The following is a 10,806-nucleotide window of genomic DNA, read 5'->3' on the forward strand; positions in this document are numbered from 1 at the left end:
AGCGCGCTTCGGCGCGCTTTTTGTTTTTGCGAAGGCTGCCGGCCATGGTCGGCGCATGAAGGCCTGGCGGGAGGGACGCGCCCGTGCAGGGGGGGCGCGGCATGCCGGCATGGAGCGGCAGTCCGGCCGCTTCATTCAACCGTTCAGCTGGATCGTGGTCAGCAGGGCCTTGGCGACTTCGGTCGTGACGCGGCGCTTGTAGCGTTCATGCACCACCTGCCCGTTATGGAAGACCTTGTGCTCGACATAGACCATATGGCCGTCCCAGCGCAGGACATTATCTGTTTCTGTCGTCTCGATGACATTAAGCCCTGGTACGAGCTGGCCGTCGGTCGACTTGTCGCGCATCCGGTTGTTCCTCCCGTCTGATTCCTGAAGCAAAGCGCGTTCATGTCTGAACGCTTGTCTGCTCCAACTCCTTATTTTCAAGCCAATCCAAAGGATTGGCCAGAGCGCCTCCGCGATTTCCGGTGATTCCGCAAATCGCAAAAGCCTTGGCTCGTCGCCAGCCAGCATGCCCGACTTCGCAAGAAAATGGAAAGGGGATCGTCACGCCGATTTCCAGTTCCGATCGCCATGAAGAATCAGCGCCGGGACGGCGATCCGCTCTTGACTGATTGAACGTTCAAAATATTGTATTGGCCATGGCCGCTCAGCTCACCTCGTCCAATCAACGTCCGATCCGTCTGCGTCGAGTCGACGCCGGCGATGTGCGGCGTCGCCAGCTGATCGAGGCGACCATCGAGGCGATCGGCGAAGTCGGCTTCAATGCCACGACGATTGCTGAGATTGCCCGGCGTGCCGACGTCTCCACCGGCCTGGTCTCCTTCTATTTCGGGGACAAGGACGGGCTGCTGGAAGCCACGCTGCGCCATCTCGCCCGGCAGTTGTCGCGGGGGGCAGCCGCACGCCTGCGCGACGCCACGACGCCGCGGGCCCGTGTCCAGGCGGTGATCGAGACCATGCTCGGCGTCAGCCAGTTCGAACGGCGCATCGGCACGGTCTGGCTGGCTTTCTGGGGGCAGGTGCCGCATTCGCCGCGCTTTGCCCGGGTGCAGCGGGCCTATCATCGCCGCATCGCGGGCAATCTTGCCCATGCGCTGCTCCCGGTGCTCAGGCCGGAACCGGCGCGGGCGCTGGCCGAGACCATCGCGGCGATGATCGACGGGCTGTGGCTGCGCGCCACCCTGGCCAATGATCCGGATGGCCGCATGGCCAGGAGCGTGGCAACCGGCTTCGTCGACAGCCAGTTCATGCTGCTCGGCCTCGGTCGTTGAAATCTTGCGTTGAAGCCCGGCGCTGACATTTGGCGCTGGGGCCTTTGCCGGACACCAGGGCGCCGGCTCGCATTTGGAAGTTGAGTTCTTATCGAAAAACGGAAAACGGTCCCGATAAAGCGGCGGCCCTTCCAGGCGGGGAGTTTGAAGAATGCGCTACGGCGTTGTGAAGAACCATATCGGCGGCGCCTTCGTCGACGCCACCTCGGGCGAGACCTTCCCCTCGGTCGATCCGGCCACCGGCGAGACCATCGCCGAGGTCGAGCAGGCCGGTGAAGCCGACATCGAGCGGGCGATCGAGGCGGCCAAGGCTGGCTTCAAGGTGTGGTCGCGCATGACGGGCGCCGAGCGCGGCCGCATCCTCAAGCGCACGGCGGATATCCTGCGCGAGAAGAATGCGGCACTGGCCGAGATCGAGACCCGCGATACCGGCAAGCCGATCCAGGAAACCATCGCCGTCGACGTGCTGTCGGGTGCAGACTGCCTGGAATATTTCGCCGGCATCGCCGCCACCCTCACCGGCGAGCATGTCGATCTCGGCCCGTCTGCCTTCGGTTACACCCGCCGCGAGCCGCTCGGCGTCGTCGCCGGCATCGGTGCCTGGAACTACCCGATCCAGATCGCTTGCTGGAAATCCGCCCCGGCGCTCGCCTGCGGCAATGCCATGATCTTCAAGCCCTCCGAGGTGACGCCTTTGACCGCGCCCTACCTCGCCGAGGCCTTCAAGGAAGCCGGCCTGCCGGATGGCGTCTTCAACGTGGTGCAGGGCGATGCCCGTGTCGGCAAGGCGCTGGTCGCCCATCCCGCCATCAAGAAGATTTCGCTGACGGGCGAAGCTGGCACCGGCCGTATCATCATGGCCAACGCGGCCAAGACGCTGAAGCACGTCACGCTCGAACTCGGCGGCAAGTCGCCCCTGATCGTGTTCGAGGACGCCAAGCTCGACAATGCCGTCTCCGGCGCCCTGCTCGGCAATTTCTATTCGGCCGGCGAGGTCTGCTCGAACGGCACGCGCGTTTTCGTGCACAAATCGGTGAAGGACGCCTTCCTCGCCAAACTCAAGGCTCGCGTCGAGAAGATGGTGATCGGCGATCCCCTCGATCCCAACACCCATGTCGGCGCGCTCGTCAGCCAGGAGCATCTGGAAAAGGTGATGTCCTATGTCGAGAAGGGCAAGGCAGAAGGGGCGAAGCTGCTCACCGGAGGCCATCGGGTCACCACCGGCGCGCTCGCCAAGGGCGCCTTCGTCGCCCCCACCATCTTCGACGGCTGCCAGGACGACATGGCCATCGTGCGCGAGGAGATCTTCGGCCCGGTGATGACCGTGCTGAGCTTCGACGACGAGGACGAGGTGGTCGCCCGCGCCAACGACACCGAATATGGCCTGGCGGCTGGCGTGTTCACCAACGACCTTTCCCGCGGTCATCGCGTCATCGCCAATCTCGAGGCCGGCACCTGCTGGATCAACCAGTACAACGTCACGCCGATCGAGCTGCCCTTCGGCGGGGTGAAGCTCTCCGGCCTCGGGCGCGAGAATTCGCGCGCGGCGGTGGAGCACTACACCCAGATCAAGAGCGTCTACGTCGCCCTGGGCGACATCGACGCGCCGTACTGAGCTCTGGGAACGCGGACGTCACAGCGACATGCCGGCATGTCCCGGCGTCCGCACCTGGAAACGCGACGATTGCAGGATGGGACGAGCGGACGAGACGTCCGCGCACCCCGGGATTGAACCATGACTGAGACATTCGACTATGTGATCGTGGGCGCCGGCTCGGCAGGCTGCGTGATGGCCAGCCGGCTGACGGAGGATGGTACGAATCGCGTCAAGCTGCTGGAATTCGGTGGCAGCGACGGCTCGGTGTTCATCCAGATGCCGAGCGCGCTCTCCATCCCGATGAACTCGCCGCGCTATGACTGGCGCTACCATGCCGAGCCGGAACCGGCTCTGGGGGGACGCAGCCTGCACACGCCGCGCGGCAAGGTGCTGGGCGGCTCGTCCTCGATCAACGGCATGGTCTATATCCGCGGCAATGCCCTGGACTACGACGCCTGGCAGGAAGCGGGCGCGCGCGGGTGGAACTATGCCGGCGTGCTGCCCTATTTCCGCCGGGCGGAAGGACGCGAGGAGGGCGGCGACGAATATCGCGGCGCCGACGGTCCGCTCAAGACCTCCTATGGCAAGCTCGCCAACCCGCTCTACCAGGCCTTCATCGATGCAGCCGTCGAAGCCGGCTATCCCGCTACCGGTGATGTGAACGGCTATCAGCAGGAGGGTTTCGGCCGCATGGACATGACGGTCCATAAGGGTCGGCGCTGGTCCACCGCGAATGCCTATCTCAAGCCGGCGATGAAACGGGCCAATCTCTCGGTGGAGACGCATGCGCTGGCAAGCCGCATCCTGTTCGAGGGCAGAAAGGCGGTCGGCGTCGAATATTGGCAGGGCTCCGTGCTCAAGCGCGTGATGGCGCGGCGTGAGGTGATCCTGGCCGCCGGGCCGATCAACGATCCCCAGCTTCTGAAGGTTTCGGGCGTGGGGCCGCAGGCCGAACTCAAGGGCCAGGGCATCGACGTCGTGCATGACCTGCCGGGCGTTGGCGAGAATCTGCAGGACCATCTCGAATTTTATTTCCAGATGGCGAGCACGCAGCCGATCACCCTCTACTCCGTCACCAACCCGATCGCCAAGGGCATGGTCGGCGTGCAATGGCTGCTGCGCAAGGACGGCCTCGGCGCCACCAACCATTTCGAGAGCTGCGGCTTCATCCGTTCGCGCGCCGGCATTCCCTATCCCGACATCCAGTATCATTTCCTGCCGATGGCGGTGAGCTACAACGGCAATTCGCTTGCCTCCGAGCATGGTTTCCAGGCCCATGTCGGGCCGATGCGCTCCAAGAGCCGTGGCCATATCCGCCTGAAATCGCGCGACGTGCGCGAGGCGCCGCTGATCCGCTTCAACTATATGAGCCATCCCGACGACTGGACGGAGATGCGGGCCTGCGTCCGGCTGACCCGCGAAATCTTCCAGCAGAAGGCCTTCGAACCCTATCGCGGCCGCGAGATCTCGCCCGGTGCCGACGTCACCTCGGACGAGGCGATCGACGCCTTCATCGCCCAGCATGTCGAGAGCGCCTTCCACCCCTCCGGTACCTGCAAGATGGGTGATCCGGCCGACCCGATGACGGTGGTGGATTTCGAGACCCGCGTGGTGGGCCTGGAGAATCTGCGCATCGCGGATTCCTCGATCATCCCTCTGATCACCAACGGCAACCTCAACGCGCCCTCGATCATGATCGGCGAGAAGGCATCCGACCACATCCTCGGCAAGCCGCTGCTACCGCCCTCCAATGCACCGGTCTATCAGGCAAAGGATTGGGAGACGAAGCAGCGATAGTTGCAGCCGCACATGTAAGCCACTGCAGATGGCGGAAAAGTCGTCAGACATGGCAGGTCGGGCTGGCCTGAAGGCCAGCCCGACGAGTGTTCAAACCGTCACGCTTCCTGGATCGCCGAGAGCTTCCAGTCTTCGCCGCGGCGGCGCACGAAGGTCCAGATCTCCGTCGTTTCGCTCGGCTCGTCCTTGCCTTCGACGATCGCGCCCGTGGTGCGGTCCCTGAGGACGTCGACCGACTGGTAGCGGAAGGCGGCGCTGGCATAGTCCTCATCGCCCTCCCGCCAGGCTTCGGCAATGTCGGCCTGGAGCAGGCGTGTGTCGCGCACATCGTTGCGGACGCCGCGCTTGGCGTTGTCGGCCAGCTCCTCGGAGAAGTAGGATACGATTTCCGGCGTCGTCAGGCGGCGCAGGGCGGCGTGATCCTCCTTGGCGAAGGCATCCTGGACCTCGGTCAGCCGGTGCTCGAAGGTGTCGAGATCGGCCTGCGTGGTCTCCAGCGCCTCGCCACGGGCAGGGCTGGCGGCCGCCGGGGATGACAGGCCGAAGAAACCGGTGCGGCCGCTCGTGGTCGGCTGCGCGTCGCGGTTGAAGCCCTGATTGCCCAAGCCCTGATTGCCAAAGCCCTGGTTGCCAAAGTCGAAGCCGCGCGACATTTGCGGCCCGCCTGCCGTCGCAGTCGAGGGCGTGCGGCGCGAACGCCACCAGGAGATCGCGAAGAAGGCGATCACGGCGATCAGGGCCGCCTGCAGCAGGAAGCCGAGCATGCCGGCGAGGCCGCCGAAGCCATAGCCCAGCAGCGCGCCGATCAGGCCGCCGACCAAAAGGCCGCGCATCAGGCCGCCGGCGCCGCCGAACAGGCCGGGCCGCTGCTGCGCGGCGCCTTGCGCCAGCGGCGAAGCGGGCTGGGTCGCGCTCGGGCCGGGATTGGGCGTCATCGAACGCTGCACCGGCGCGGCCTGGTCCGGCGCGGTACGAGTGGCCGGCACGGAATCATAGGTACGCGCCCCGCGGCTGCCGATGCTGCCGCCGCGGCGGGCTTCGGACAGATCCACCGCCGCCAGCGTAAACGCCAGGGAGAGGGCGGTGACCAGGGAAAAGAGACGAGTCTTGCTGAAGCGCATATCGGCAACCTATCTTGCTGTTGCCCGCTTCGATGTCTGCGAACGGGCCCTTTTTCAGCGGTCCGACATCACGTGCGCATCAAGCGCGACGTCAGAGGGGCCCGGCCCGCAGGTGAAATGTGGGGACATGGCCACATGGTTGCAAGTGTATTTCCTGTAATCATTGCCGCCGGCGTCCCGGCGAAGCGGGAAAGCCGGGGCTGCCGGGGACGATCGGGGGCGGGCCGATGGCCTGCGGCGGGGCGAGCCGGCGGCCAATGTGAAATCCCTCGCTTTTTTCCCGCAAAGGCACTATGTCAGCCCCATCAGCGTGACAGCATCGACAGTGTGAGCGTGGGCCGTTCGGCTTGCGTGACGGGAGAATTGGCCGAGAGACCTCGTTTCGGATCTGGCTTGACCATCTTCCATTGGGAATAGAACCGAGCCATGAAGTTTCTCGATCAAGCCAAGATCTATGTCAAAGCCGGCGATGGCGGTGGGGGGGCGGTGTCCTTCCGGCGTGAAAAATTCATCGAATTCGGCGGGCCCGACGGCGGTGACGGCGGCAAGGGCGGTTCGGTCGTGGCCGAATGCGTCGACCATCTCAACACGCTGATCGACTATCGCTACCAGCAGCATTTCAAGGCGCGCGTGGGCATGCACGGCATGGGCCGCAACCGCACCGGTGCCAATTCGGCCGATGTGGTGCTGAAGGTGCCGGTCGGTACCCAGATCTATGAGGAGGACGGCGAGACCATGATCGCCGACTTCACCGAGGTCGGCCAGCGCGCCCTGATCTGCAAGGGTGGCAATGGCGGCTTCGGCAACGCCTATTTCAAGACCTCGACCAACCAGGCGCCGCGCCGCGCCAATCCCGGCCTGCCGGGCGAGGAGAAGACGATCTGGCTGCGCCTCAAGCTGATCGCCGATGCCGGCCTTGTCGGCCTGCCCAATGCCGGCAAGTCGACCTTCCTGGCCTCGGTGACGGCCGCCAAGCCCAAGATCGCCGACTATCCCTTTACCACGCTCTATCCCGGCCTCGGCGTCGTCAGGGTGGATGGGCGTGAATTCGTGCTTGCCGACATTCCCGGCCTGATCGAGGGCGCGCATGAAGGACACGGCCTCGGCGACCGCTTCCTCGGCCATGTCGAGCGCTGCCGCGTGCTGCTGCATCTGGTCGACGGTACCTGCGAGCATGCCGGCAAGGCCTACAAGGTCATTCGCAACGAACTGGCGGCCTATAGCGAAGACCTCGCCGCCAAGCCGGAGATCGTGGCGCTGTCGAAAACGGATTCGCTCTCGCCTGAACTCTTGAAGGAACAGGTGGCGCGGCTGAAGCGGGCGGCGAAGAAGACGCCGATCATCCTGTCGTCCATCTCCGGCGCCGGCGTGCAGGAGGCCTTGCGCGAGCTTTTCGAGGTGATCGGTGCGGCCAAGGCCGCCGACGCCATCATCGAAAAGCCGGTTTTGGAAAAGAACAATACCTGGCAGCCCTGAACCGGATCGCCGTGAACTTTTCAGCCCTGGTCAGTGTTGAGATATCGGATGGCGGCAGGAGTTGAAGCAATGGCCTTGAGCAAGACGACAGCGCTGTCGCGCCTGTTGGCCGGGGCCTTCCTGGCCCTTGCGACCCTGGTCGTGGCCGTGCCCGCGCTTGCCGATACGCTGACGCCGAAGGCTGCGATCCGAGTGATGACGCAGGCCGGCTATTCCGGCATCGGCGGCGTGACCCATGACCTCAATTTCTATTACGCAGCTGCCGTTGACGCCAAGCGTCGGCGCGTGCGTGTGACCGTCGACGATCAGAGCGGCAAGATCGTCGCCGTGGTGCCGCTGCGGGGCAGCGGTGCGGCACTGCCGGCATCGCAGGCCCTGAGGCCGATGCCTCCGCTGCAGAAGACTGAAATCAAGCCGGTGCCCCGCATCGTCCCGCTCACCGTGCCGCCCCCGGCGCTGCGAACGCCCGGACGCTACGCCTACCCGCTCAATTCGAGGGGGCAGCTGACGCCGGGTTGGTGCCGCTACCGCCAGATCGCGCCGGGGTGCTGAGGAATCAAAACGGCGGCTATGCTTGACCCGTGCGTCATTGCAAGCGTAGCGAAGCAATCCAGGAGCCATGGCCACCACGTTTTCCAGCACTGGATTGCTTCGCTACGCTCGCAATGACGGTGCTCGATCGGTCGAACATCAATGCCGTTGGCAGAAGTCCCCAACGCAAAAGGCGCCCCGGTTTCCCGGAGCGCCCTGACTTTCAGTTCTATCCTGTTGGCTTAGGCGGCCTTGGCTTCGACCTGCCGGGGAGCCGAACCATTGATCGGGATCAGCCGGGGCTTCTTGGCCTCCGGGATCTCGCGGACAAGATCGACATGGAGCAGGCCGTTCTCGAGGCTGGCACCCGTCACCTGAACGTAATCGGCGAGCTGGAAGCGGCGCTCGAAAGCGCGGGCGGCGATACCCTGATGCAGGATCTCACCCTTGCCGGCTTCCTTGCTCTCGGACTTCTCGCCGCGAATGGTGAGGGAATTTTCCTTCACTTCGATGGCGATGTCGCTCTCTGCGAAGCCGGCGACAGCAACCGAGATGCGATAGGTGTTATCCGAGGTGCGCTCGATATTGTAGGGCGGGTAGGTGGTGGCCGAAGCATCGATGCCGGCAACCTGATCGAGCGCCGAGAACAGGCGGTCGAAACCAACGGTGGAACGGTAAAGGGGCGAAAAATCAAACTGACGCATGGCTATCCTCCTTTGAAGCGACAAGCCGTTGAAATGCTCCGCCATCTGGCCGGAGCTGACATGTGCAGCCCGTCCGGGCCTGCACAAACCATGATTTGGTGCGGGTTCCGGCGGTTTCAAGGGGGAGGGTTTCGATTCTTGACCGGGCTTGTCTTGTCCGCCCGATCGCGCAAGATGACGTCGTTCCAGGCCGTTCTCCAAGGTAAGCCATGCTGAAACTGCGCCCCAATTGCGAATGCTGCGACAAGGACCTGCCTCCCGAAGCGCGTGAAGCGATGATCTGTACCTTCGAATGCACCTTCTGCGCCGGTTGCGCCGCGAATGTCTTCGCCGGTACCTGTCCCAATTGCGGCGGCGACCTCGTGCGCAGGCCGGTTCGTCCTGCCGCGCTGCTGGCCAAATATCCCCCTTCGACCGAGCGTGTGCTGCGCAACGGCGACTGTCTTGCCAAGCGCGATGCGGCCTGAGCCGTGGACGTCGTTCGCCTGCCTCGCGATGATTTCGCCCCTGCACATCGGCGCGAAGCAGTCTATATGAGGCAGTGAACATCCCTGCAGGAAACATCCATGCTTCACGCCCATTCCTTCGTGCCGGCCCGCGAGGTCGAAGCCAAGTCCATTGCCGACAGCGTCGTGCTGACCTTCGAGGATCGCTGCCAGCGCCAGGGCGTGGTGCAGACGGTGGGCGGCCTCGATATCCTGTTGGATCTTGCCGAGGCGCCGGCCCTCGCCCATGGCGATGCCTATCGGCTGGAGGATGGCCGGTTGATCGAGATCGTGGCCGAGGCGGAGCCGCTGCTCGAGATCAAGGGCCGCGATCCCCTGCACCTGATGCGCCTGGCCTGGCATCTCGGTGACCGCCATCGCGAAACCGAGATCGGGACGAAATGGCTGCGCATTCGCCAGGATGCCGAGATTGCCGAGGTCCTCAAAGGGCTCGGCGCCAAGGTCGTGGCGATCGAAGGGCCATTCCAGCCGGAGGGCGGAGATCACAGCCACGACGCGCATGGGCATGATCATGGCCATCATCACGGCCATGACCACAAGCATGACCATCATCACCATGATCACGGGCATAAGCACGATCACGATCACGATCATGGCCACCATCACCACGATCATGGCGAGGCTTGCGGCTGTGGGCACGACCATGATCATGGGCATCACGGCAAGCACGGCCACGACTGAGCGGCACACTGCCGGGAAGCGACGACAGGATTTGCCGCACCGGATCCGATCTCGAATCCGGTGCTTTGAGCGATCAGCCCGTCGCTGCTGGACCTACCAGCGATGCCAGGGGTGCCTGTAATAGGGGCGATGCCATCCCCCGCCCCAGCCATAATAGTAGACGGGGCGGCTCCAGCCATAGCTGCCATAGCTGTAGACCGGATATTGCGGTACGCAACGCCCCCAGATGTTGGGGCGCCAGCCAGGGCCGCAGCCCCAGGCCACCTGCTGCACCAGAGGTGCGGAGGCCGGGGCGGGAGAAGCCAGCGGCATGGCTGAGGCGCCTATCGTCGTGGCGGCCAGGCCAGGCAGGCCGAGCGAGGCGATGGCGGCGATTTGAATGATACGCTTCATGATGGAACTCCACCGGGTACTGCTTGCGGAAGGCCGGTGTGGCCTCCTGCAAGCTTGAACGCGGGCCGCAGGGAAATCCGTCGCTATTGGGCTGTTTTTTTCGGCGGCGGCGGCGCGTGGATATAGCGGCTCAGCCCCTCGGCCAGGATGGCTCGATCGGCCGGCGAACTCGTGGCCGCGAATTCGACGATGCGCTGTTCGAGCGCGGCCCGCATGGCGGAGTCGGCGATGCGGGCGCGTTCCAGGGCCGCAAGCAGGGCCGGGGCATCCAGTGTCGGCTGCCGCAGCAGAGCGGCGGCATCGCGCCGGGCCTGCTGTCCGTCCAGGATGGTCTGGCGGGCCTGATGGCGCGCCTCGCGCAGGGTCTTGTAGAAGGCGTCGCGTTCCGGCGCCGGAAGCTGGTTGCCCAGGGCCTGGAGCGAGGCGCGCGGCATGGATCTGCGCGCTTCGAACCAGGCGATGCCGCCGGCGATCGCCCCGACCAGGAAGATGTTGAGGGTGATCGAGACGACGAGGGGAAGGCGCGAGCCGGCCATGTTTACGATCCTTCCTCGCTGATCTCCGTATCGGGTCCGGCATCTCCAAAGGCCGTGACTGTCGTGCCCAGGCCGAGATGCTCCGTCCTCGCCGGTGTATCGAGCAGGGCGATCGCCAGGGTTCCGGCCAGGGCGCCGGCAAGGCCGGCGCCCGCCAGGCCGAGCCCCAGCCACCAGCGGCGGGCCC

12 protein-coding genes and 1 pseudogene are annotated in these 10,806 nt (G+C 64.8%); 7 read left to right on the forward strand and 6 right to left on the reverse strand.

Annotated features, from left to right (window positions below; translation table 11 throughout):
- Positions 1-135: 135 nt before the first annotated feature.
- The gene (locus BA190_RS26145) at positions 136-348 is read right to left on the reverse strand and encodes a hypothetical protein (protein WP_068294769.1); all 213 of its coding nucleotides are present in this window, start codon (positions 346-348) and stop codon (positions 136-138) included.
- 296 nt (positions 349-644) lie between these two features.
- Here BA190_RS26145 and betI point away from each other — a divergent pair, with 296 nt between their 5' ends.
- The 3 genes from betI (at position 645) to betA (ending at position 4,671) form a co-directional block, all read left to right on the forward strand.
- Positions 645-1,277 carry a transcriptional regulator BetI gene (gene betI / locus BA190_RS26150; RefSeq protein ID WP_082980047.1) on the forward strand — a complete coding sequence of 211 codons (633 nt, stop codon included), beginning with the start codon at positions 645-647 and terminating at the stop codon, positions 1,275-1,277.
- A gap of 151 nt (positions 1,278-1,428) precedes the next feature.
- Positions 1,429-2,892: a betaine-aldehyde dehydrogenase gene (gene betB, locus BA190_RS26155; RefSeq protein WP_068294771.1), complete on the forward strand. Its 1,464-nt coding sequence runs from the start codon at positions 1,429-1,431 to the stop codon at positions 2,890-2,892.
- A gap of 120 nt (positions 2,893-3,012) precedes the next feature.
- Complete coding sequence (gene betA / locus BA190_RS26160; protein ID WP_068294774.1) at positions 3,013-4,671, forward strand: choline dehydrogenase; 1,659 nt, start codon at positions 3,013-3,015, stop codon at positions 4,669-4,671.
- A 98-nt stretch (positions 4,672-4,769) separates the two neighbouring features.
- Here betA and BA190_RS26165 read toward each other — a convergent pair whose 3' ends face one another.
- Positions 4,770-5,792 carry a Tim44 domain-containing protein gene (locus BA190_RS26165; RefSeq protein WP_068294777.1) on the reverse strand — a complete coding sequence of 341 codons (1,023 nt, stop codon included), beginning with the start codon at positions 5,790-5,792 and terminating at the stop codon, positions 4,770-4,772.
- Between the two features lie 426 nt (positions 5,793-6,218).
- Between BA190_RS26165 and obgE the strand changes: the two genes are divergently transcribed.
- Together obgE and BA190_RS26175 are read left to right on the forward strand one after the other, a co-directional pair.
- Complete coding sequence (obgE, locus tag BA190_RS26170; RefSeq protein ID WP_068294780.1) at positions 6,219-7,268, forward strand: GTPase ObgE; 1,050 nt, start codon at positions 6,219-6,221, stop codon at positions 7,266-7,268.
- Positions 7,269-7,337: 69 nt separating this feature from the next.
- Positions 7,338-7,820 (forward strand): hypothetical protein, encoded by a 483-nt coding sequence (locus BA190_RS26175; RefSeq protein ID WP_068294783.1) that lies wholly within the window; start codon positions 7,338-7,340, stop codon positions 7,818-7,820.
- A gap of 221 nt (positions 7,821-8,041) precedes the next feature.
- Here BA190_RS26175 and BA190_RS26180 read toward each other — a convergent pair whose 3' ends face one another.
- Positions 8,042-8,503, reverse strand: a complete 462-nt coding sequence (locus tag BA190_RS26180; RefSeq protein WP_068294786.1) for an Hsp20 family protein — start codon at positions 8,501-8,503, stop codon at positions 8,042-8,044.
- A gap of 209 nt (positions 8,504-8,712) precedes the next feature.
- Between BA190_RS26180 and BA190_RS26185 the strand changes: the two genes are divergently transcribed.
- Together BA190_RS26185 and BA190_RS26190 are read left to right on the forward strand one after the other, a co-directional pair.
- On the forward strand, positions 8,713-8,970 hold the full coding sequence (locus BA190_RS26185; RefSeq protein WP_068294789.1) for a DUF1272 domain-containing protein: 258 nt from the start codon (positions 8,713-8,715) through the stop codon (positions 8,968-8,970).
- A 99-nt stretch (positions 8,971-9,069) separates the two neighbouring features.
- Complete coding sequence (locus tag BA190_RS26190) at positions 9,070-9,690, forward strand: urease accessory protein UreE (RefSeq protein ID WP_068294792.1); 621 nt, start codon at positions 9,070-9,072, stop codon at positions 9,688-9,690.
- A 93-nt stretch (positions 9,691-9,783) separates the two neighbouring features.
- Here BA190_RS26190 and BA190_RS26195 read toward each other — a convergent pair whose 3' ends face one another.
- The 3 genes and pseudogenes from BA190_RS26195 to BA190_RS36520 form a co-directional block, all read right to left on the reverse strand.
- Positions 9,784-10,083 (reverse strand): GCG_CRPN prefix-to-repeats domain-containing protein, encoded by a 300-nt coding sequence (locus BA190_RS26195; protein ID WP_068294795.1) that lies wholly within the window; start codon positions 10,081-10,083, stop codon positions 9,784-9,786.
- Between the two features lie 83 nt (positions 10,084-10,166).
- Complete coding sequence (locus BA190_RS26200) at positions 10,167-10,619, reverse strand: periplasmic heavy metal sensor (protein ID WP_068294798.1); 453 nt, start codon at positions 10,617-10,619, stop codon at positions 10,167-10,169.
- Between the two features lie 2 nt (positions 10,620-10,621).
- Positions 10,622-10,806, reverse strand: a pseudogene (locus BA190_RS36520) (hypothetical protein); the annotation flags it as partial.

The sequence above is a fragment of the Labrys sp. WJW genome, from assembly GCF_001676615.1.
GTDB classification, from domain to species: domain Bacteria; phylum Pseudomonadota; class Alphaproteobacteria; order Rhizobiales; family Labraceae; genus Labrys; species Labrys sedimenti.

What these genes read in the sequence shown, in the direction of transcription:
- BA190_RS26145 (WP_068294769.1), bottom strand. Translation starts at nt 348, where the DNA reads ATGCGCGACAAGTCGACCGACGGCCAGCTCGTACCAGGGCTTAATGTC.
- betI (WP_082980047.1), top strand. Translation starts at nt 645, where the DNA reads ATGGCCGCTCAGCTCACCTCGTCCAATCAACGTCCGATCCGTCTGCGT.
- betB (WP_068294771.1), top strand. Translation starts at nt 1,429, where the DNA reads ATGCGCTACGGCGTTGTGAAGAACCATATCGGCGGCGCCTTCGTCGAC.
- betA (WP_068294774.1), top strand. Translation starts at nt 3,013, where the DNA reads ATGACTGAGACATTCGACTATGTGATCGTGGGCGCCGGCTCGGCAGGC.
- BA190_RS26165 (WP_068294777.1), bottom strand. Translation starts at nt 5,792, where the DNA reads ATGCGCTTCAGCAAGACTCGTCTCTTTTCCCTGGTCACCGCCCTCTCC.
- obgE (WP_068294780.1), top strand. Translation starts at nt 6,219, where the DNA reads ATGAAGTTTCTCGATCAAGCCAAGATCTATGTCAAAGCCGGCGATGGC.
- BA190_RS26175 (WP_068294783.1), top strand. Translation starts at nt 7,338, where the DNA reads ATGGCCTTGAGCAAGACGACAGCGCTGTCGCGCCTGTTGGCCGGGGCC.
- BA190_RS26180 (WP_068294786.1), bottom strand. Translation starts at nt 8,503, where the DNA reads ATGCGTCAGTTTGATTTTTCGCCCCTTTACCGTTCCACCGTTGGTTTC.
- BA190_RS26185 (WP_068294789.1), top strand. Translation starts at nt 8,713, where the DNA reads ATGCTGAAACTGCGCCCCAATTGCGAATGCTGCGACAAGGACCTGCCT.
- BA190_RS26190 (WP_068294792.1), top strand. Translation starts at nt 9,070, where the DNA reads ATGCTTCACGCCCATTCCTTCGTGCCGGCCCGCGAGGTCGAAGCCAAG.
- BA190_RS26195 (WP_068294795.1), bottom strand. Translation starts at nt 10,083, where the DNA reads ATGAAGCGTATCATTCAAATCGCCGCCATCGCCTCGCTCGGCCTGCCT.
- BA190_RS26200 (WP_068294798.1), bottom strand. Translation starts at nt 10,619, where the DNA reads ATGGCCGGCTCGCGCCTTCCCCTCGTCGTCTCGATCACCCTCAACATC.